18 protein-coding genes are annotated in these 22,250 nt (G+C 46.4%); 13 read left to right on the forward strand and 5 right to left on the reverse strand.

The genetic code is table 11. The features are described from left to right. Positions 1-70: 70 nt before the first annotated feature. On the reverse strand, positions 71-2,146 hold the full coding sequence (locus tag NO352_RS02205) for an acyltransferase family protein (protein ID WP_289354835.1): 2,076 nt from the start codon (positions 2,144-2,146) through the stop codon (positions 71-73). A 779-nt stretch (positions 2,147-2,925) separates the two neighbouring features. Between NO352_RS02205 and NO352_RS02210 the strand changes: the two genes are divergently transcribed. Together NO352_RS02210 and NO352_RS02215 are read left to right on the forward strand one after the other, a co-directional pair. Next, the gene (locus tag NO352_RS02210; protein WP_040736915.1) at positions 2,926-3,405 is read left to right on the forward strand and encodes a chemotaxis protein CheX; all 480 of its coding nucleotides are present in this window, start codon (positions 2,926-2,928) and stop codon (positions 3,403-3,405) included. Positions 3,406-3,486: 81 nt separating this feature from the next. Further along, positions 3,487-4,263 (forward strand): SDR family NAD(P)-dependent oxidoreductase, encoded by a 777-nt coding sequence (locus tag NO352_RS02215; protein WP_005550997.1) that lies wholly within the window; start codon positions 3,487-3,489, stop codon positions 4,261-4,263. Positions 4,264-4,389: 126 nt separating this feature from the next. Here NO352_RS02215 and NO352_RS02220 read toward each other — a convergent pair whose 3' ends face one another. Further along, a complete protein-coding gene (locus NO352_RS02220) occupies positions 4,390-4,647 on the reverse strand; it encodes a YusU family protein (RefSeq protein WP_268620026.1) in 258 nt (85 codons plus the stop codon). A 170-nt stretch (positions 4,648-4,817) separates the two neighbouring features. Between NO352_RS02220 and NO352_RS02225 the strand changes: the two genes are divergently transcribed. The 8 genes from NO352_RS02225 to NO352_RS02260 all read left to right on the forward strand — a co-directional run bounded on the left by NO352_RS02225 (position 4,818) and on the right by NO352_RS02260 (position 14,956). Next, positions 4,818-6,110 carry a DEAD/DEAH box helicase gene (locus NO352_RS02225; RefSeq protein WP_005550995.1) on the forward strand — a complete coding sequence of 431 codons (1,293 nt, stop codon included), beginning with the start codon at positions 4,818-4,820 and terminating at the stop codon, positions 6,108-6,110. Between the two features lie 273 nt (positions 6,111-6,383). Further along, entirely contained in the window at positions 6,384-7,760 is a 1,377-nt protein-coding gene (locus NO352_RS02230; protein ID WP_268620028.1) for an ABC transporter substrate-binding protein, read from the forward strand. Positions 7,761-7,951: 191 nt separating this feature from the next. After that, positions 7,952-9,340 (forward strand): ABC transporter substrate-binding protein, encoded by a 1,389-nt coding sequence (locus tag NO352_RS02235; protein ID WP_005550990.1) that lies wholly within the window; start codon positions 7,952-7,954, stop codon positions 9,338-9,340. 205 nt (positions 9,341-9,545) lie between these two features. Continuing rightward, on the forward strand, positions 9,546-10,970 hold the full coding sequence (locus NO352_RS02240; RefSeq protein ID WP_268599828.1) for an ABC transporter substrate-binding protein: 1,425 nt from the start codon (positions 9,546-9,548) through the stop codon (positions 10,968-10,970). A gap of 184 nt (positions 10,971-11,154) precedes the next feature. Continuing rightward, the gene (locus NO352_RS02245; protein ID WP_005550987.1) at positions 11,155-11,940 is read left to right on the forward strand and encodes an ABC transporter ATP-binding protein; all 786 of its coding nucleotides are present in this window, start codon (positions 11,155-11,157) and stop codon (positions 11,938-11,940) included. Continuing rightward, complete coding sequence (locus NO352_RS02250) at positions 11,937-13,202, forward strand: ABC transporter permease (protein ID WP_005550985.1); 1,266 nt, start codon at positions 11,937-11,939, stop codon at positions 13,200-13,202. Before NO352_RS02245 ends, NO352_RS02250 begins: the two co-directional genes overlap by 4 nt. Positions 13,203-13,815: 613 nt before the next feature. Next, positions 13,816-13,989, forward strand: a complete 174-nt coding sequence (locus tag NO352_RS02255) for a GapA-binding peptide SR1P (protein WP_005550983.1) — start codon at positions 13,816-13,818, stop codon at positions 13,987-13,989. Further along, entirely contained in the window at positions 13,979-14,956 is a 978-nt protein-coding gene (locus NO352_RS02260) for a hypothetical protein (protein WP_289354836.1), read from the forward strand. Before NO352_RS02255 ends, NO352_RS02260 begins: the two co-directional genes overlap by 11 nt. A 107-nt stretch (positions 14,957-15,063) precedes the next feature. Here the strand turns inward: NO352_RS02260 and NO352_RS02265 are convergent, their stop codons facing one another. From NO352_RS02265 to NO352_RS02275, 3 genes are all read right to left on the reverse strand, one after another. Continuing rightward, positions 15,064-15,573, reverse strand: coding sequence for a DUF1854 domain-containing protein (locus NO352_RS02265; RefSeq protein WP_005550980.1), 510 nt, complete (start codon positions 15,571-15,573; stop codon positions 15,064-15,066). Next, the gene (locus NO352_RS02270) at positions 15,566-17,761 is read right to left on the reverse strand and encodes an ABC transporter ATP-binding protein (protein WP_289354837.1); all 2,196 of its coding nucleotides are present in this window, start codon (positions 17,759-17,761) and stop codon (positions 15,566-15,568) included. The genes NO352_RS02265 and NO352_RS02270 overlap by 8 nt, the downstream gene beginning before the upstream one ends. A 248-nt stretch (positions 17,762-18,009) precedes the next feature. Then, entirely contained in the window at positions 18,010-19,308 is a 1,299-nt protein-coding gene (locus tag NO352_RS02275; RefSeq protein ID WP_289354838.1) for an aminotransferase class I/II-fold pyridoxal phosphate-dependent enzyme, read from the reverse strand. Between the two features lie 306 nt (positions 19,309-19,614). Here NO352_RS02275 and NO352_RS02280 point away from each other — a divergent pair, with 306 nt between their 5' ends. From NO352_RS02280 to NO352_RS02290, 3 genes are all read left to right on the forward strand, one after another. Next, positions 19,615-20,400 (forward strand): helix-turn-helix domain-containing protein, encoded by a 786-nt coding sequence (locus tag NO352_RS02280; RefSeq protein ID WP_268620032.1) that lies wholly within the window; start codon positions 19,615-19,617, stop codon positions 20,398-20,400. A 276-nt stretch (positions 20,401-20,676) separates the two neighbouring features. Next, positions 20,677-21,942 carry a helix-turn-helix domain-containing protein gene (locus NO352_RS02285; RefSeq protein ID WP_005550973.1) on the forward strand — a complete coding sequence of 422 codons (1,266 nt, stop codon included), beginning with the start codon at positions 20,677-20,679 and terminating at the stop codon, positions 21,940-21,942. A gap of 12 nt (positions 21,943-21,954) precedes the next feature. Further along, entirely contained in the window at positions 21,955-22,122 is a 168-nt protein-coding gene (locus NO352_RS02290) for a hypothetical protein (protein WP_005550972.1), read from the forward strand. Positions 22,123-22,250 lie beyond the last annotated feature (128 nt).

Raw genomic sequence — 22,250 nt, forward strand, 5'->3', positions numbered from 1 at the left:
GATTGCGAGGAACAAGTATCACGTACGTTCTGTATGTTTTCTGTATGCCCGCGTGTGCGTGATCATGATGTTAAGAACGAGTTGCTGCTGTTTTCTTGTTGGTAGGAGCGGGAGATTCCGTCTTGGATCTCGGAAGTGACTGCACCGCTTCTGCCAATAAGGCGGCATAGGCCTTGGCTCCCTTAGGGACGAGGTGAGTAGCGTCCGGCTCAAAATAATCGTCTTGATCTTCACTAGCGCTGTACCAATCGACTAAAGTGACTTTTGGATTGGCAGCAGCCGTTTTTGCCAATAGTTCGTTAATCTTGCTTTCCCATTTCTCAGGCATGCGGGTATTGACGAAAATAATATGCTCTACACCAGAAAGCGACTCAATGAGTTTGTTGAGCTGCTTTTCACCGAATATACCATTCGTTCCGAGGGCAATGATGACGCAACGGCCCAGTTTTCCGGCCTTTTTTAGCTCCTGAAGCACATTGCCGGCTTCGGACATCTGTCTTCCAATTTGAGCATCAACCACGGCACCCGGCAGATGCTTGATTAGATAAGGAGCAACATCCAGCATGACAGAATCCCCAACTGCTGTCACCGACCACTTCTGCTTCGTATTGGGGGGGTAAATTCCGTTGGATGGCGGATTAGAGCGTTTTGGTTGTCGGCCATCAGCTTGCTTGGCATCGGTTTGCTTATCCTTGGCATTTTGCTGCGATTCGGCAGGATTGGGCTTGCTGTGCCCCGAACCGTCAGGCTTTTTAATGTGATTGGAAGATCCAGCAGGCTGCTTCTGATCTTTCTGTTCAGGTTCTTTGATCATGTTGGAACCATGATGTTCTTTTTTTTGAGCCTGCGAGGCTGCTCCTAGTTCATCTTGCGTTATCATAAGTTGATTGTCTGACTCTTGTCTTCCCACGGTCGATTGAGCGGCATCTACTGGATAGCGGCTGCTCATGCCGACATAAAACAAAGTGAGCAGCAGGACGCAGCAGGCCGATACAGACCAATGCTTCCATGACAACCGGTGCCAAGCATCTCGTTCTGTACGAGCCTTATGCCACAGATAGGAGAGGTATCCGCGCTGGATAGGCTGCTCGATATAGCGCCAAGATAAGGCGGCGAGCAGTACACTTGCTGTTATTTGCAAAACGGCACGCGACCAATCGAAGCCGCTTGTATTGACTTCTGGATTGGTAAGAATGATAACCGGATAATGCCACAAATAAATGCCATAGGATCGTTTGCCAATCCATACGAGAGGTTCCCAGCTCAGCAGCTTGCTGCAGCGGCTGGCTGGATGGGCAAGCACCGCAATCGTAAGTGCGCTCAGAACGGAGAGCAGCACGAATCCCCCCTGATATAGAAAATCATCATATTCACTTATTTTCCAAATCATATAAAGGATAGCTCCTAACCCGATAGCTCCAATGGCATCAAGGCCAAAGCTTGCTCTGCCCGTTGACTGTGAAGCGAGACGTCTGCTAGGCAGCACGACGGCAAGGGCTGCTCCAATGAGTAGTGCAAATACCCGCGTATCTGTCCCATAATAGACTCGGCTTGGATCGGTACCTGGCTCGTATAACCACGCCATTGCGAAGGCAGATAGTGTGGCTGCCGCTGCAATGCCAATTAGCAGTTGACCTCGTCTCGGTGCAAGCTTAATACCAAGGAATAGCAATAAAGGCCAAACCAAGTAAAATTGTCCCTCGACGGCGAGAGACCATAAGTGAAGGTATGGTGAGGGTGATCCGAAGCTGTCAAAATAAGAAATATTATGAAAAATAAGATACCAGTTATTGCCGTATATAAAGGTTGACCAAATATCCCCTCGAAGTCGTATCAAGCGCGACGGATCGAATATCGTGAGCCAAGCGACGCTGAGCATCAGCATGGCAATGAGAGCAGGGACAAGTCTGCGCATTCTGTGTACCCAGAATGTGTACAAATCAATTGAGCCTCGCTGCTGTCTTGTGGCGAGCAGCAAATCCGTTACGAGATAACCGGATAATACAAAGAATATACCGACTCCCAAAAAGCCTCCTTGCGCCCATCCAAGATTCAGATGATAGGCAATGACAGCCAGAACAGCAATTGCTCGCAGGCCGTCCAGAGCGGGTATGTAGCGTCTATTGTTGCGACGGAGCTCATGCATCTTGGACGCCCCCTACGTAAGGTATAACCGCAACGAATAACCATACGATTGAATCGTTATTCGGATGAAGTCTCGTGCATAACCATTTCATTGTATTCATGGTGTCCTTTCTTGTGATGTTGAGAAATGATTGGTTGTATAAGCAATTGGCAAAGTAGTAAAGCTTCAAGGCAAGTCCTGATCATTCGAACGATGTTCGTAGTAGCGAAGAGGATAAAGAGGAGTGAGTTTAGGATATGCTCTTACTCGTTCCTTGAGTTTATTTCTCCTACCAAGTGTAAAAATTTCGGAATAACCTCTATTACTATATCGGAAAGCACATATGTACTCGTTACAGAATTATTACATATTTTATTCATTTTTGTTATTTATCGGATTTTTAAATGATCCATTTCAAACTGATCCATTACTTGTTACGCTTACAAGAAACAAAGAGTTGTGATGAGAGGATGTGGAAATGTTTTCAAGGAGCAGTGGTGGTCATTGCAAATGCATACTCCTGTATCCTTTTGTCGAGGTTAATTGGCTATAAGATGCGCTGAGCATCATGAAATGCAAAGAGGCTGGATCGACGAAAATATGTCGAAATAAACCTCTAGGAGTAGTTCTTTATACTCAAAATATAAATCTGGATATGTTTTTCTTGTGAAAATGATAAATCAGATAGTGCTTGAATGAATCGTTTTCAGTATAATAGGCATAGAAAAGTGGATATATAGGACGATCGGATTGTGTCGAATATACTCCATTAATGTCGGAAAGGGGAAAAGATAGCTGAGATGAGAGCCGAATGGATTCATCCTTTTTTGCAATCGGCAAGCACAGTTATTGAACAAATTGTGCAAGTCCGTCCTAGTCGGGGAGAGCTTCAAATGTTGAATTGGAGCGGCACGCATGATTTACGCATCCAGGTCGGTCTGACGGGGCAGTTGTCCGGGCAGGTGGCATTTGGCTTGAATGAGGACGTGGCGTTAAAAATGGCATCAGCTATGATGGGAGGACTTCCTCTTGCATCCCTTGATGCTATAGGTGAAAGCGCCATTTCAGAGCTAGGCAACATGATTAGTGGCAACGCAACGACACTGATGTACAATCAGGGCATGCGCGTTGACATAACACCTCCCCAATTGCTCATATCTGCTGAGCATGCAGGCCCTATTCTAGAGGCCATGGCTGTGCCGCTATTATTGGACGGAATTGGGCGATTTGATGTACTTATGCATATCGGCTATAGTGAAAGAGTCGACGTTGTATCCTGATGCGGCGACGCAGTTCTGACCAACCGCGCTGCTATACATAGGGTGTGAACGGTGTGGATGGGAAGGTAAAGGAGTAGAGCGATGGAACTGAAAGGTAAGATTGTTCTGATCACAGGTGCATCAAGCGGAATTGGAGCTTGGACAGCCCAAGCAGCTGCTGCGAAGGGAGCTGTTCCGATCTTAACGGCACGCTCTAAAGAAAAGTTGGAAGTTGCGGCTGTCTCGGTGACGCCTTCACCTGCCATCTATACGATGGATGTAACGAATGAAGAGGACGTGTCACACGGTATTGCAGCTGTGTTGGAGAAGTATGGGCGCATTGATATTTTAGTGAACAATGCAGGTTTCGGATTTTTTGAGCGGACGGTGGATATGCCCATCTCGCAGTTTGCCGCGATGATGGATGTGAATTACATGGGGACGGTGCGCTGCACGAAGGCTGTGCTGCCTCATATGCTGGCGCGGGGCGAAGGACATATTATCAATGTAGCTTCAATGGCAGGCAAGATTGGTTCTCCGAAGTCCGCAGGCTATACGGCAACGAAGCACGCTGTGCTCGGCTTTACGAATGCTCTGCGCATGGAGCTGGCAGGAACAGGTGTCGCAGTATCAGCGGTCAACCCCGGCCCTGTGAATACGCCGTTCTTCGATCAGGCGGATCCAAGTGGGCAATATGTAAACAATATTCGCTGGTTCATGATGGAACCGGAGAAGGTTGCAAGTCATATTGTCCGCGTCATGGAGACACGTAAGCAGGAAGTGGATCTCCCGTGGCTTGGTGCGCTCGGAACGAGGCTGTACGGCATGTTCCCGCGGATATCGAATCGTGTTGCCTCGAAGCTGTTGAACAAGAAATAGGATAGGTAACCATTGGTGGCGCTGAATGATGGTTGAAATGGCGAAGTCCGCTTCTCCTGTTCGTATTGAGATCGGGAGATAGCGGACTTTTTTTGTGCTTGAGCGATACCTATTGAGCTGTGAAGATTATTGTTGATCGCCTCCATCGGCACGGTGCGCTTCATTCATTTGCTTAATTTCCTCAAATAGTGCGCGAACTCCTGCTTTGCCTTCCGGATTCGCATTGTTCCAATGGCGGGTCAAGTTGGGCATTGTTTTATGCATATGATTATAGAGCGCCCACATCTTCACCTTTTCAACTGTGGCTGGGTCGGAGTGTCCAGTCAGCAGCTCTGCATATTTTTCGACGAGCGCGTCGAATGAAGCGGTCATGTTGTCATTCATTTGCAGCAACCTCCTCACTTTATAGGTGTGTATGATTAGGCTATCATAATGAGCAGAAGTTGGAAAGTTGGAGCGGAGACTTCTTTTCGATATAATGGGTACAGCGAACAAAGGGAAGGTATGTTCATGTTCAGTGGATATGAACCGCTTTCCATAGAGAGGAACGATACATGTTGAGTGCTACCTTTGAATCATTTTCAATACGTGAAGAGCTGAAGCTGCGGCTGCAAGCCAGACATATTACGGAACCTTCGCCGGTTCAGTTAGCTGCTATTCCTGCTGCACTGGAAGGGCGCGACGTGCTTGCGCAATCGCAAACGGGCACGGGAAAGACGATTGCCTATTTGCTCCCTGTGCTAACACGCATACAGCATAATGAGCGGACAACGCAGGCTGTGATTGTAGCGCCTACACAAGAGCTTGCGATGCAGATTGTGCGTGAAGCGGAATATTACAGCGAGGGCAGCAGCATTCAGATTGCAGCGATAATCGGCGGCGCGGCACTGAAGCGGCAGGTAGAGAAGCTGAAGCTGCACCCGCAGCTCGTCATCGGCACACCGGGCCGAATCCGTGAGCTGATAGAGATGCGCAAGCTAAAGATGCACGAAGTGCGCACCATCGTTGTAGACGAGGTCGATCATGTGCTGCAGAAGGGCGGTGCAGGCGATACGGATTATATTATGCGCAGCGCGCTGCGTGATCGCCAGCTTTTATTCTTCTCCGCCACATTGCCTGAAGAAGTAAAGGCGCTTGCAGAGCGCTGGATGCAAGACCCGGTAAACATTGGTATTGAGCCGGAGAAGCGAATAGCTGATACGATTGAGCACCTTGTGTTCGTTTGCGAGGAGCGGGACAAGATTGATATGCTGAGACGCCTCGTTCGGCATTGGAATCCGAAGCAGGCGATCGTGTTCATCAATGACTCTGCTGAAATTGCAGAATGGGAACAGAAGTTAAGCTATGCCCATTTGTCAGTCGCCTCGTTGTATGGCGATGCCCCGAAGCAGGAGCGGGTTAATGTCCTTAAACGCTTCCGTGAAGGTCACTTCCAGTTGCTGTTGGCAACCGATGTAGCTGCGCGGGGATTGGATATACCTGATTTGCCATTCGTCTTCAGCGCTCAGCCTGCATTGAATGCCGAGCACTATGTGCATCGTGCAGGGCGTACGGGTCGAATGGGACGTCAAGGCGTATCTGTCAACCTGATCTCTCCTCGCGAGCAGTTCATTATGAAAAAGTTCGAGCGCGAGCTTGAGATTGTTATCCATGAGCGCAGTTACTATGATGGCCGCATTATCGATTCGAATGATGCAGACCGTCGTCCGAAGACGAAGCCAGCTTCCAAGCAGCCGTTCGGCAAGTCATCGGCGGGGGCTCGTTCTCAGTCACGGGACAAGCGTTCTGGCAAGGATAAAGATAAAGGCGCGCCGAAGTGGTTGAAAGAGAAGCAGAAGCGTCGTTAAGTTGAATAAATGCGAGCTGGTTATTAGGCCGCTGTAGATGATGCATCTACAGCGGTTTTTCTTTTTCACTCATCGGTTAGAGGCATGACTATTTATACGGAAAGCAATTTGATCTCCTCTCATGTACATTCTGCAAACAGAAAAATGAAATGGATTTTCGAATCATATGAACCTAAGAGCTGAATTTTCCATCTACTTTAGTAGAGAACTATATTTGTGTACATAGATTTCAGTGTTTTACGCAAATGAGAAGCTGAAAGGGAGGAGAAATGGATGGTGAGTAGGAGATGGAAGACGAGCATACTGTTGCTGGGTATGATGTCTGTATTAACGGGGTGCTTTGGGGAAAAGCAGGTATTGGAGCCATTGGACGAGGGCAAGGGAAAGCTAAAAGTAACCTATTACAGTGAAAAATCGTTCTACAGCGATTACGGAAATTATTTTAATATCAAATTCCCGGATATTGAGGTTGAGGTCATCAGCACTGCTGAAACCGATATGGAAGAGCTGTTGGACAAGCAGAAGCCAGACGTCGTGCTGCTAAGTGAGCACATGTTCGAAACGTATGCGCAGCAAGGAAAGCTGTATGCGCTGGATGATATTATTGCACAGGAAAAATTCGATTTGGAAGGCTACATGCCGGGCTTGATAGATATGATCCGCACGAAAGGCAGAGGGAAACTGTACGGGCTGACTCCCTATTTTTATAACGAAGTGATCTATTACAATCGCGACTTATTCCAAGCGTACAACATAGAGCTGCCGCGCAATCAGATGAGCTGGCAGGAAATATTGGCTTTATCCAAGCGCTTTGATGGGATGAGAACGGGGGACAATGAAATCTATGGATTATATCAAAGTCCCTCCAGCTTATTGATTAATATCGCAAATACTTTATCCCTTCAAGTCTTTGATGCGAAGGGAGAGAAGCTGCGCATTCGATCGGATGGTTGGGAGCAGGCCATGCAGATGGCAACGGATGCGGTGAGAAATTACCCGCCCGGACAAGTAGAGGGGATGAACAACCTGTTTCTCATGGGAAAGGCGGCCATGATTATGGATGGCCCTTGGTTCGCGAAGGAACTGCAGCGTGCCCCTCTACACAATAAAACATTGAGCACGATGAATTGGGACATGGTTACGGTACCAGTCGATTTAAAAAGACCCGACGAGTCTTCAAAGGTCAGATTGACAAAAATGTACGCGATAATGGCAGACTCCACCAACAAGCGGGCTGCGTGGGAATTTGTCCAATTCGTTAATGGGCTGAGCATGGAGAAGGTTGCTTCCCGCAATCCGATATCCACTCTGCCGACGCGGCATCAATTTTTCAAACAATTGGAAGGACGAAGCACGGAACCATTCTATATGTTGAAGCCAAGGCTCTCTACGGAGTCTTCGCCTCCTGAAGGAAGCTGGGGATTTTGGGTGGGATACGGCAATAAGCATGTACCGGAAGACTTTTACTCACCATTCAATGAGTTGTTGGACAAATCTTTGCAGGCGGTCATGCAGCACGAGATAACACCGGAGGAAGCCGTCAATGAGTTGGATGCGAAGGGGCAGCTACTGCTGAACAAGACGCATGCTGAGGAGATAAAGAAAAAAGAGGCTGAAAGCGCGAAAGAAAACGTGGATGCAAAGAAGTAGAAAACGGAAATTTTAAATAGGAGAAAGAAGAGAATTATTCATAGATTTCATAGTATACGGTGAATTTTAAAAATAAATGTACAATAGCGGAAACCAAATACTGGGCTGTGGCGTCATAATATATGAGTAAATGTACACACACAAATATACTCAATCTATGAAATGTACAAAAAGCGGAAGGGGAGAAAGAATTGGCGTCAAAGTGGAAAATAGGCGTGCTGTTGCTTGCGGTAGTTGCCTTAATGAGCGGCTGTCTTGGGGAGAAGCCGGTATTGGATCAATTGGAAGAGGGAAAAGGAAAAATTAAGGTTATTCATTATAGTGAGGAATCTTTCTATAGTGATTATGGCAATTATTTTAATATTAAATATCCGGATATCGAATTTGAAGTTATCAGCTATAAAGAGCTGGCGGCGAAGCAAGGAGAAGGCGAATCATTCGATTTTGATGCAGAATTAGAGAAATTTATAGAGAAAAATAAGCCTGATGTGATGATGTTAAATGGGAAGCAGTTTGAGAAATTTGCGCAAAATGGCAAGCTGTATGGCCTGGATCAAATTATTAGCCAAGAAAAATTTGATCTGGAAGGCTATATGCCGGGGCTTGTTGATTTGCTTCGGTCTAAAGGGAACGGCACTTTATATGGATTAGCGCCGGCCTTCTATACGGATGTGATGTACTATAACCGAGATTTATTTAAGGAGCATAATATCGAGCCGCCGCGCAATAAGATGAGCTGGCAGGAAGTCATTGATTTATCGAAGCGCTTCACTGGTATTGGCTCAGGAGACAATAAGATCTATGGATTTTATAAGTCCTATGGAGATGTTCAGTTTATCGTTAATAATATCGCCTCATCTGCTGGATTGAATTTGTTCGATACGAAGGGCGAAAAGCTGCTTATTAATTCGGATGGGTGGAAAAAGGCAATTAAAATGGCGACGGATGCCGTGCGGGACAAATCGATAGCCATTCCATCTCCCGAAGAGAGTCAAACTGGATGGGGTGAAGCATTCTATCAGGGCAAGGCGGCAATGGTAATAGAGGGGACTTGGTTTGCACAGCAAATCAAAAACCGCCCTCTTTATGACAAGAAGTTTAAGGAAATTAATTGGGATATCGTAACGGCGCCAATCGATCCTTCAAGTCCTGATGAATCGAGCGATGTGAACTTAACCGATATCTATGCGATCGCTGCGGATTCCCCAAATAAGCGGGCAGCTTGGGAATTCGTCAAGTTCGTGAACGGACCTGAAATAGCGAAGGCTGCGGGACGTACAGTGAGCGGCCGAATTCCTACACGAAAGGACTATTTCAAAGAAATCGAAGGCCGCAGTACCGAGCCATTCTTCTTACTGAAACCTAAATTGGGCACATCCTATTCTGGATTTTGGGGGAACTATAATGTTCCAGACACCTTCAATAAGAACTTCAATCCATTAGTAGAAGAGTCGCTAAAGGCGATCGTCGATAATAAGAAAACGGTAGAAGAAGCTGTGGCTGAGCTGGAAGCGAAGGGTCAACAATTGTTGGATAAAGCGCATCAAGAGCAAAAGGCCAAATCAAAGGATAAAAAATAAACAGGCATTGAACTGAAGATATATGAAGAATCCGTCATAAAACCTTTTATGGCGGATTTTTTTGTTAGTAGATGCATGCTGGAATAGAGACAGAGAGAAGAAATATACGATTTTTTAGTAGGATGATAATTATTTGGTTGTAATATGGAAAATTTGTCTATATACTTGTTGTTGATATTTGGAAAAACAGGAAGGGGAGTTGTGTGTGTGGACGAAATCGAAGCTCGTCATATTACTACTAACGATTACTTCTATGTTAAGCGGATGTCTCGGAGAGAAGCCGGTACTGGAACAGCTTGAGGAAGGGAAAGGGAAAATTAAGGTACTCTACTATAGCGAGGAATCCTTCTATCAACAGTATGGCAACTATTTTAATGTAAAGTTCCCAGATATCGAATTTGAGGTGGTAAGCTCAGAGGAGATGTACGCGAATCGCAAGGATGGCGAGCCGTTTGATTATGAAGCTGAAATGAAAAAATTCCTTGAAAAGCATAAGCCGGATGTCTTATTCTTGGATGATTCCTCATTCGAAACCTATGCAAAAGACGGAAAATTGTACAACTTAGAAGAGATCATTGCTCAGGAAAAGTTTGATTTGGAAGGCTATATGCCTGGTCTTGTTGATATGATTCGGGCCAAAGGGAACGGTACCTTGTATGGCCTTGCACCTTATTTCTATACAAATGTACTGTACTATAATCGAGCACTATTCAAGGAGCACAATATTGAGCCGCCGCGCAACAAGATGAGCTGGCAGGAGGTCATTGATCTGTCGAAGCGCTTTATTGGCATCGGATCAGGTGACAATCAAGTGTTCGGCTTGTATCAGGAATATGGTGATGTGGAGCGAATTATGGACAATATTGTCTCTACCTCCGGCTTGAAATTGGTAGACCAGAAGGGTGAGAAACTGCTCATTAACTCAGATGGATGGAAGAAGGCAATCACTCTTGCTACCGATGCGGTGCGGTCGAAGGCGGTATATATCCCGCCACGAGACAACGGCGGTGAGAACGGACGAATGATGAGTGTCGGGGATAATGCTTTTATGAAGGGCAAGGCAGCGATGATAGTTGAGAGCACTTGGTATGCACGTCAATTAAAGGATCGTTATCGCTTTGACAAGGAAACGAAGCAAATCGATTGGGATATTGTTACTGCACCGGTAGATCCGGCAACGCCTGAAGAATCTGGCAATGTATTTTTATCTGAAATCTATGCGATAGCCGCTGATTCTCCGAACAAGCGTGCGGCTTGGGAATTCGTCAAGTTTGTCAACGGTACGGAGATGGCAAAGGCCGCTTCCAGAACGCTGAGTGGACAGCTTCCGACCCGCAATCAATTTTTTAAAGAAATCGACGGCAGAAGCACGGAGCCGTTCTACATGCTCAAGCCGAAATCTAACACAGAGCGCTACAACAAAAATATTCCTATGGAATTTTATGAACCTTATAGCCAATTGTTGCGGAAAGCCTTGCAGGATATCATCGATAATAAGAAGTCCGTAAACGAAGCAGTTGCTGAATTGGAAGCGAAGGGACAGGCAGAGTTGGTGAAGGCACGCGAGGCTGAGAAGGCGCGTCTAGCCAAAGAAAAGAAGGAAGGGTCGTCTACTAAATCTGGAGGCTAACCAACTTATATATAGAGTATGACGAGATGGCAAATGTAGATTTAGCGAATGAAAGCATTCACTCATGTGTGAATGCTTTTTTGCTTATTTAATAGATTGCCGTGTCAACTAATTTTCAGTTCATGATATCCATTCGCTTCCTGTCGGGTTGTTCGCTATAATGAAATTAGTGAGGTGAAGAGGAATGAAACCCTTGATGAAGATTGATCGTCTAACAGGCGGCTACAGTACAGGAAGGCCCGTACTCCATGACATATCCTTGCAGGTGAATGCTGGTGAAATGGTAGGTCTCATTGGATTGAACGGTGCAGGAAAGAGTACGACGATGAAGCATATATTAGGTCTGCTTGAACCGCAAGCAGGAACCGTTGCTATAAATGGAAAAACACTTGCGGAGGATGCAGAAGCGTACCGGGCTGCGATCGCTTATGTGCCGGAATCACCGATCCTCTATGATGCGCTAACCGTGCGCGAGCATCTTGTATGGACGGCTACTGCTTATGGCGTCGAACAAGGAGTATTTGAGAAGCGGGTGCAGGAGCTTGCGGAATTGTTCCACATGACCGCGCATCTGGATAAGGCTGCACAGCATTTATCGAAGGGGATGCGGCAGAAGACGATGCTCATGTGCGCATTCGCAGTTCGCCCGCCCTTATATATTATCGATGAGCCTTTTCTTGGACTGGATCCACTCGGTATTCGCTCCCTGCTGCAATATATGAAGCAGGTTCAGGCCGAGGGAGCTTCCTTATTGGTAAGTTCACATATTTTATCGACGATCGAGCATTATTGTGATTCATTCGTACTTCTGCATCAAGGCAGGGTTCTCGGAGCAGGATCGGTTCAAGAGATGCAAGATCAATATGCGGCCAAGTCCGGTACACGGGCCGAGGAGCGGCTTGAGGAGCTATTCTATGCGTGGGTGAGTGATGAACGTATAACAGGCCCTGTGGATGGTGTGCCTCGATGACACAGACTCGAACCAAAGAGGCGACTACCGTTACTCCTTTGACGGAGGCGCTGCTGCATCCGGAAGCATTATGGACAAGTCGCAAGCGAGAATTTTGGGGCAAGGTTATGCCCTATATGCGTTATGTCATCCAGAGCGGTCTGGGGGCGCTCGTGCTATTTGTCCTCGTGGCAGGGACGGCATTATATGCGTCCTTCATCGAACAGATTCCGCCCTCTTTTCCGATCAAGGAGGTTGCTCTGTTATTGGTAGCGCCTACGGTGGCGTATACAACATATCGTACATTGCTGCGGCCTGCTGATCTTGCATTCCTGCTTCGCATTGAGCACCAAATGTCAGGCTATATGAAGAGAAGTGTGCGCTATAGCCTATGGCCGCGAACAGTACTTCTTGTCGCAGTATGGTGTGTGCTATGGCCATTGTACAGCCGTGCAGAGGATCATCCAAAGAGCTTCATCCTGAGCTTAGCGCTGCTGCTGCTGATTAAGGCTGTAGCTGCATTCGGCGCTTGGAAAGAGCGACATTACAGTGACAAGCGTCTTCGAATTGCTGCCAGGTATATCCGTTACCTATGGTCTTGGGGAGCCACTGCTTGCTGGCTGTGGCTCAGTGTGCCTTCTTCGCTCCTATTCATTGGAATCAGCGGTTTGGCCTATATGGGCTGGTTGGTAACAGGGAGAACTTTGCGCTTTCCTTGGGAGGCACACTTTGAGGCGGAGAAAGCGCATGAAGGACGAGTCTATTTATTTTTGAGCGGTTTCGTAGATCTTCCGGCAACAGATGAACGTCGATATGCGCGGCCATGGCTCAATTTTATAGGAAATCGCTTTGCGCTGAACAAGCAATTTGCTTATCGATATTTACTCATGAAGACATTATCACGAAGTGAACTGCTTGGCATCATTATGAGGCTGGTCGTTATTGGCGCTGTGCTCTTGTTTTGGACAAATGCAACGGAGTGGAGCATGCTGCTTTATGCGGCAGTTGTGTTCGTGATTGGCACACAGATGGGAGCTGTTTTTGCCTTTCATCGTCATGATGTATGGAACGAAGTATATCCGCTTCCCAATCATGCTCGCCATGAAGCGGCGTTATACGCTAGTACGGTTGTCCATGCGCTGGCAGCTATCGTGCTGCTGCTGCCAATTGCAGTCGGGCCATTAACGGTCGCATTCAAGCTGGCCATGATCGGAGCAGGCTTGCTTATCGTGGCGTTAACCAGATGGAAACGATCGAAACCACGCAAGGATGACGAGGATTAAGTATAATAGGAAGCATATAGATTACAAAATAAAGGGTTCCTAGAACGGCATCTTAGATAACGATCGACCCCTATTTAGTGAAGAAAGGGGAAAGCTTCTTCATACAGATGCATCCGGAATTAAATATTGAGGAGGAAGCGGCGCCAAGTCGCCGTCGCTTCTTGACTTGCATGAACCTCTTTTTTTGTAACGTGTATCATATTTACACTCATATTTTAAGACTTGCACTCTTACAATTTATCCAAGGTCATGATCTGCGCTCGCAGATGATGGAGATCGGCAAGGTTCGCATCGAAGTAGCTCCAGTCCGTGAGACAATATACGACGCTACAGGAGCGAAGCTTGCTTTTTTTATCTACTCTCTCTATTTCAAAATGGAAATAACGTTGCTTCTTTGTCCTTTTTACTGTGTATGTCCGAAAAAAGGCAGGTATATGTAGATTATTTTGTGCTTTCATACTTGAACTAACCAGCAGGGGAAAGAATACGATACATTGTGACGTCATAGTTATGGTAATGGAATGGATGAATCCGCTATCAGCTTCAAATATGCAGCCAATTGAATTCAGCAGGGGATTCCCGTCATGTAGATGAAGGGAGAGGTGAATGTCCGATGGAACAAGGACGCCGTCAGCTATTGCTCGGGACAATTATATGCAAAAAGTGTGATCGGATCATTGCCGAGCAAGATACGGAAAAAGTCATCGTGTACTATGTGGAGTGCAATAAACGGGATTGCAAAGAGCAAGCAGTGGCGGAGAGAGAGGTACAGTACATTGAAGCTTAGTTCGAATCAGGCGGAGCAATGGCATGGTACGAATGCTCAGTTCCATGACAATTCCAGCAGTGCGACAAGCATTCAGGTTATTGAACTGCAACAGCAGCACATTCCCCATGTTGGCACGCTATGGAGGGAAACGGAGCACACGGGCATTATTTCGAATACGACCCAATCCAGCAGCATACACATTGCCTGCTGCAACAGTCCTGAAGATGTGCAAGCTGCTTCAGAAGCAGGGTACAATAAATTGCTGCTGGCGCCATGTCATTACTTGCTATTGAAGTCTGGACGTGTGCGGCTGATACGGGAGATCCTGCTTGCAGGAACAACCATCGAACGGGAGGCAGCGCTTCAGAAACTTCTCCCGCTTATGACAGCAGAATATGAACATATGCTGGACAGCCTTCATCGAAATGCAGCCATACATGGATATGTGCGCTTACTTGATGCACCGATCGTGCTGCTGCTGCCAAGTATCGCTGATCTGGATCTAAGGATGGAAGTGATTCAACGCTTGGCGGCTGACTCAGACCGATCGATGGAGCGGCATCGCTTACATCAGCAGTGGCTGAAGCTCAAGCAATGGAAGCAGTGGCTCCATTCCGGGAGCGAGGTCAATTGCATGTTATCCAATACAGTTGTGGAATGGATCGACATGCAGGCAGAAGCACTGTTCCGAGCCGAACAACGCTTAGCAGCCCAAGGCTATGATATCCAGCTTACGGTGCTGCTGCCCTATGAAGCGGGATGCTGGAAGCAGCATGTCAGTTATGTTCGCCTAGCTGCTGAGCAAATTCTCGGTGTTCACGCCACACGAAATTATCCGATTGTAGGGATACGAATGGAGCAAACGGTCAATGTTCCAGGGAATACGTCGCAATCTGATGGGCAGCCTGTCTTGCCGGAGATCGATATGGACTGGGAAGATGTTGACTTCGTCTGGTTAAGCCGGGGAGTAGGGCGAACCATATAATCTGGACGATGTTGTTACATCATAAATGAATCAAGAAGAGAGCGATATATGAAAATGAGCAAAGCCAGTGAAGGCAGGGTACACGCCTTCGCTGGCTTTTGTTGCGGTTAGAACAGCCGATTCAACCATCGTTTGCTTCCATCGTCCAGCTCAGATGCCGGCGGGACGATACAGCGTCGACCGAAGCTGTCAATGAGGATCATACCGCCGTCTGGGGACGGCTGGACATGCTCGTGCAATGTTTCCAGCTCAAACCTCAACGATCCTCTATCCGTAAGGACATCCCATTTCCATACATTGTTCTTCTCTCGTATGCTTACTATAGTGTTCACCTTCGGAATGAAGTATCTTCGTTTCAATTCGAGCTGGATAGCAGCTTGACTGTTCATGTCCAGTTGCTGCAATTCCTGTACAATGCCGATTTCCTTGCCATCGCGATCCCGAACAGATAAGTAGCACTCGGCATGAGAGAATGGAAATGCGCGATATATCGACACTTCAGGTATTACATTGTCCTCTTCTTTCAATTCCAGCACTCCTCCTTCGGTATGGCGAAAAGATACGGTGGAGGGCAAATAACGGATATCTTCTACTAATGGGATAGAGCTATCAGGCAAAGAGATACTCCCCTTTCATTTCAAACATTTCCTGCTGAGCTTGTACAAGCTTCGCATACACCCCATTTTGAGCGAGAAGCTGCTCATGGGAACCGGCCTCGACCAGCTTGCCTTGATCCAGCACGATGATGCGATTCGCATGGCGAAGCGTGGACAAGCGATGTGCAATGGCAAAGGTCGTCCGGCCACAAATCAGCCGCATCATGGCCTCTTGAATTTGGCGTTCAGTAGCGGTATCGACGGAAGCAGTAGCTTCGTCAAGAATGAGGATCGCGGGGTCATGAAGAATGGCGCGGGCGATAGCAATGCGCTGCATCTCGCCGCCAGACAAGCGGGTTCCTCGTTCCCCGACACGTGTATCGTATCCGTCCGGCATACGGATGATAAAGTCGTGTGCATTTGCGATTTTAGCAGCCCGCATGATTTCAGCCGGTGTTGCGTCAGGCTTGGCATAGGCTATATTTTGGGCTACAGAACCGTCGAATAGGAAGGTCTCCTGCAGGACGACGCCAATATGCTGGCGCAAGCTATCCTGCTTCATGTCCTTAATATCTGTTCCATCAATACGTATCGTGCCATTGTCCGGATCATAGAAGCGGCAGAGAAGATGGATGAGTGTAGACTTGCCTGCTCCCGAATGGCCGACGATGCCGATCATTTCCCCAGGCTGTACAGTAAATGAAATTTCCTTCAAAACAGGCCGATGCTTCTCATAGCCATAGCTGACGTTTTCAAACTTCACCTCGCCGTATACGTATGGCAAAGCCAATGCCTGTTCGTGATCCGGGACTTCCGGTTTCGTATCGATAATTTCAAAAATACGGCCTGCTGCGGCGAACGCACGGCTGGTCCAATTTACGGCTTGGCTGAACCAGCGAAGCGGTCCGAAGAACATCCCCATGTATCCTATGAACGCCATAAGTGTTCCTAGTGTCATTTCCTGTCCGAGTACAGATTGCCCGCCCACGTACCAGACAAGCAGCAATCCAGATTGAATAATGAGTGAAAAAAAGGGAGAGATGCCCGCCCAAAGGCTGTTGACCCGGATCGTTTGCCTCATCAGCGCATCATTCGCTTCACTATAGCGGCCGCGTTCCTTCTCTTCTTGACCGAATGCCTTCACTACCCGAATGCCCTGTAAGGTATCCCCAACGATTGTATTGACATGATAGAGGGCTCTCCAATGCATATACCAGCGTTGATGAGTAATCGGCCAAATGACAAACGAGAAAAACATGATAATCGGGGCAGGAAGGAGTGCGAGCAATGTTAACTGCCAATCTAATGATCCCATCATCATAAAAATCGATATAATAAGCAGCACTTGGCTGGATACCCATATGATCCCTTCATTTAAAAATTGGTTGAGTGCCTCTGCGTCATGATTGACTCGACCGATAAATTGTGATGTCTGGCGGCGGTCGAAGTAGCCTAACGACAGCCTCATAAGGGAACGATATACATCTTCACGAATGTTGTGCATCAGCTTGCTTCCGGTGTGGACGCCAATATAGCCGCGAATTGTTGTCATGGCCGACAGGGTAAGCTGGACGAGACCAAGCATTAGAACGAATGCAAGCAGGGATGCAGCAGGATGGGTTGGCTGCAAAACATCATCTACAATAATTTTCGTGAGGTAAGGCGGGATAAGTTCAATTAAGGTCGTGACGATAACAAGCAGTGAAGTAATCCCCATCCATTTTTTAAATGGCTTGGCATATTCTAAGACACGCTTGAACGCCTTTACTTTGTCGGTACAGCGAGGACAATTCGCATAGTGATTGATGAGCTGAGCCCCGCACTTGCTGCAGCGTTTAGGCAGGTCGTCAGCAGACGGTATAGGAAGCTCCTCCTCCTTGATAAGTGCTTGCAGCAGCCGGCAGGCATAAGCGAACTTCGCATTTTGCATCGACGTGTATCGAACGAGGACAACTGCCCCGTTCTCGGTATCTGCAATAAGCTGTGACCCACCAATCGAATCACTCGTTCTGCAATTGTTGACAGCGCTTACAAGAACATGTCTTACCAATTTCCCTGAAGAAGTACATATGAAGATCTCATCTTTGGAAATCAGCAGCCAGCGTTCAGACAATGTGGCATCGTCCTGAATATCTGCTTTGCCGCAAAAGAGTAATTCGTTAGAGGTCATATCAGCGGTTGCAAATGGCGATGTTTCGATGAATCGCATGGACATCCCCCTTTTTATATGAACAAATACGCAACATTGGAAGATTGTAACATAAAATAATAGGCTTGGGGAGTGATATTTCGCATTGCTTCATTTTTTTAGAGGAAAACTTCATTTTACTAGGGGATGTCAAATAGGCGGGAAATCTGAGGGAACTTAAAAAAGAACCGCCGATGAAGTTGTTACACTCCCTCGACGGCTCTATTCGTTATACGATATAGGTATTTGGCGATTGCTCAAGTCCCTTATTATTTCGTTAAATCAAGCACACCTTGATAGATCATATCAAATAATTGCTCTAATTGATCTTCTTCTATGCAGGAGAATGCAACACGCAAATCCGTTTCACCGAGTGCGATCGTACCGACGCCATATTGCTCAAGCAGGTGCAAGCGCAGGGCTTCGGCGTTGACATTATGAAGCTTCAAGCACATAAAGTACCCGGAGTTGAACGGATAATAGCTCAACTTGTCTCCGTACTTGCCGCTGTCAAGCAGCTCCTTCACTTTGTTCGCGCGTGCCTTCATCAGATCGAATTTCGCTTGCTTTTGCGATTCATAATCAGCAGATTGAAGGGCATGAAGTACGAAAGTCTGCGAAGGGTGAGGCCCGCTGGAAATGGTAGCACGGATGATGCCGATTGTCTTCTGCTCCAAGGCAGAGAGTAAAGCTTCGGATTCAGCCGCATACGTAATGAAGCCTACACGGAAGCCCCATACATACTCTTCTTTCGTAGCCCCGTCGACCTTAATTGGAAGCACGTTCGGATGAAGAGAAGCCAATCTTCCGAATAAGGATTCGTGCATAGAATCTTCGAAGAAGAGACCGAAGTACGCATCATCGGTTACTACGACAAGACGCATGCCTGCTTCTGCCGCTTCGAGCAAGGCTGCGACAATTTGCTCGCCCTCTTCTCTTCCAGGTGTATAGCCGGTAGGGTTGTTCGGGAAGTTCAGCACGACGATTGCCTTGCCCTTGTCCTTATTTGCAAGCAAAGCGTCACGCAGTCCTGTACTGTTGAACTTCCAGTCGTCATTATATAACGGATAATAAACCATCTCTGCATTGCGGCGAATGCCAAATGTAAGCTCGTAATTCTCCCAGTTCTTTTCCGGTAGAACAACGACATCGCCTTCATCTGCGAACAGATCGGCCACAATGCTTAGACCGTGGGTCAATGCATTCGTCACAATTGGATTGCTAATTGTCGCATTGCGCAATGATGGGTTTTCCTTAAGCATTTTTTCCTTCCATGCCTTGCGCAGTTCAGGCTTGCCCGCTGGCGGTGCATAGGGATAGATATCGGCAGGGGCATAAGCGGACAGTGTATCCTGGATGACGCTAAGATGCATTGGAGTGCCGCCTTCTGTTGCGATGCCTATCGTGGCATTGAACGCCGCTTTTGCTTTGCTTTTCGCTTCAGCCGATTGACTCAAAATCCCTTCTTTCGGGAAGTAGATTTGCTGTGCGAGTCGGGAGAGCATGGCATAAATGTTCGGATTGTGCTGTTGAATTGTTTCGTTCAATTGTTGAGCCAGTTGGTTCATGGCGTCCATCCTTCCACCATCATTGTAAGGGTTCGTTCAATGTATGTATTGAACACGCCCTGTAAATAACTTTTTTTATTATAGCATTTTGGCTCTTCATTCGTCACGATGAATTGGTTATCATTACCTATAGGAAGTAGGCGACGCGCATTTGAATTCTGTCTGGAGATTAAGAATGAGGTTCAAATTTTGCAAAAGTGATGGTACTATAGTGAAATAGTGCAAATTTTTCGAGCAATCCTACATGAAATTGACTTAATATGACGGAGTAGAGACCATGTTAGAGAGAAAGAAGGGGGCACTACCGTGTTACAAGCATCACCAACACAATACGTTCTGAAGCCGGCGTGTGCCAAGATTACATGTGAACCGAATTGGAAATGGCAAAAGCGAGAGAAGCCAATGCCGAACTACGACCTGTTCTATGTATGGAGCGGGGAAGGGGAGCTGACTCTGAACGGCGAAGCCTATGAGATTCGCAAAGGGAGCTGCTTCTTGTTCCGGCCAGGCGATCACACGTCTGCAACACATAATCCGCAAAAGCCGTTGACATTAACTTATATTCATTTTGATGTGGATGCGTCCTTATCAGACATTCCGGTGCCGTATAGAGAACTGCGTGAAACGGTTGACTTCGAGCACTTGCTTGCTAGATATGTGCGCTTGTTCCTGCGGGATACGTATGGGGCGGAAGTGGAAGCACAGCTTGTGCTGAAGCAATTGATGATTCATTTGCTGCGTGGAGACAAGGAAGAGCCGGATGAGCGGAAAACAAGTCATCAGCTTGCGGAATCCATTCACGAAATCGCCAATTACATCAGGCAAAATCCAGGTGCAAACCATCGCATTCAGCATTTGGCGAAGCGAGCACAATTATCCCCACGTTATTTCTCTGTGAAATTTAAAGAGCTGATCGGGATGTCTGTACAAACCTATATTATTCGTTCTCGGATTGAACGTGCGGAGCATCTGCTGCACCATGCGGGCATGAATGTGACGGAAGTGGCGGATGCATTAGGATATCGGGACATCTTCTTCTTCAGCCGCCAATTCAAGCAATATACAGGACGGAGTCCGTCTGAAATTCGATAAGATCATCATTAAGCTGTTTTGGGCATACGGGCCCGAGCAGCTTTTTTGGTTTGGATGACTGTACAAACTTTGCTATGCTTAACGGTATAGGGAAGCTGCTCGGGAACGACAAGGATCAACACGAGACTATCGACAAAACATGTTCGCTAATTTGCCTTTCCTGTTAGATGGAAGGAGTCGAATAAATATTAATTTTGTTGGATAGTGAGGGATTTACAAGAGATATATATAATGATAGAATATAGACAATAAATTCCATAATAAGGAGGTGATGGAGTGGGTTCTGTCAGTGCTGTTTATTCGACATTAGGAGAATTGATACAACGTTATCGGTATGAACGCTCAATGACGCAAGCGAAATTAGCGGAGTTGACACAAATTAACCGAGGCAGCATCTCCAAGATTGAGAATGGGGACATTAAACGGCCTGATTACGCGACCATACAACCCATTATTTCCGTTTTGAACGTTCCGCTGCGCGAAGTGATCGATGCCTTGTCTTTGACTGACCATCGTTCAGACACTTGGTTCGGATTATTGCATAATTCAACATCGAGTGGGGACTACTCCTTGTCAGCCGAGATAGCTTCCAATTTACTTGCATCCCGCAATGAAGAAAGCGAAGTTCTGTTGGACAAGCTCTTCCATGTGATTCAAGAAATAGCGAACGATAATGAGCTAAAGCTCTCATTACTGAACATCGTTATTACCTATGCAAGAAGTCATGGAATTCAGCGCTTTGTTGCGAGAGGAACTTTACATAAGTATTTAATTGAACGGGACGATTTCTCGAAAATGGAGGCAACTTATCAATCCGGGCAGTATGTGCTCCATTATGTCGAATTTCTTTCTCGTGAGGAAAAAGCAACTTTATATTACAAGCTAGGTATCCATGCGTATAATTTAAAGCGTTTTGACGAGTGTATTGAGCTATGCAAGAAGGCTATTATTGAAGAAGATGCCGAAAGCAGTTTTAGTGCCTACTCTACTTTAGGTATTTGTAATTCTTACTACCGTCTAGAACAATATGAGATGGCAGAAAAGTATTTGAAAATATTTAGTTTGTTTAGCTTTTCATTTGTAAAGGAAAATGTAGATTTCATGACAGCAAAGCTCAATGAACAAAAGGGTAACATTGAATTAGCGACGTCTCAGTTACAGAAGTGCTTGGATATTTCTTCATACAAATTGAATATCGTAAACTCGTTACTTGAAATATATTGCAACAATAATGATATGGAAGCAGCTGGTGAACTGATCCAACGTGAAAGTGAATTTTTGGCTCAGAGCTCGAACACACCTGTCTCCATTTCAGGCCGCGCGCATTATTTTGTAAACAAGGGTAAGTATTTGCTGGAACTGGATCGAAAGAAAGAGGCCATTGAAAATTTTGTTGATAGCGCAAAAATATTTGCCGATTTAAGTGAGCATAAGCAAATTTATGAATGCTTGGAGCTTATCTTTGAACATATGAAGTCATTTGAAGATGATTTTGAAATGATGAAAAAGCTTAGTGCGTTGTTCGCTGAGCTGAAAAACTAGGAGGAATCTTGTATGAAAAAAAAGATTATTACATTGTGTGCTTCGTTGTTAATGGCATCAATGTTGTTAATTCCTTCGATTGCCAATGGTCTCTCTGATGTAAAGTGTCAAGCGGCCAAGACTTCAGTTCATTATGTCGTCATGTTTGGTGGAGGTCATGATGTCGACATACCTTGGTAAGAAATAATGTAAGAGACGAGGACGCTAATCGTTAGCGTCCTTTTTTGTTGATTATGGGCTTTAGCCCGTTGAGTGCGTGAACCGCACGAAACAAAAAACCACCCGCTATGCGGGTGGAGGGATCGAGG

The sequence above is a fragment of the Paenibacillus sp. S-12 genome (assembly GCF_030363895.1).
Taxonomy (GTDB): domain Bacteria; phylum Bacillota; class Bacilli; order Paenibacillales; family Paenibacillaceae; genus Paenibacillus_B; species Paenibacillus_B alvei.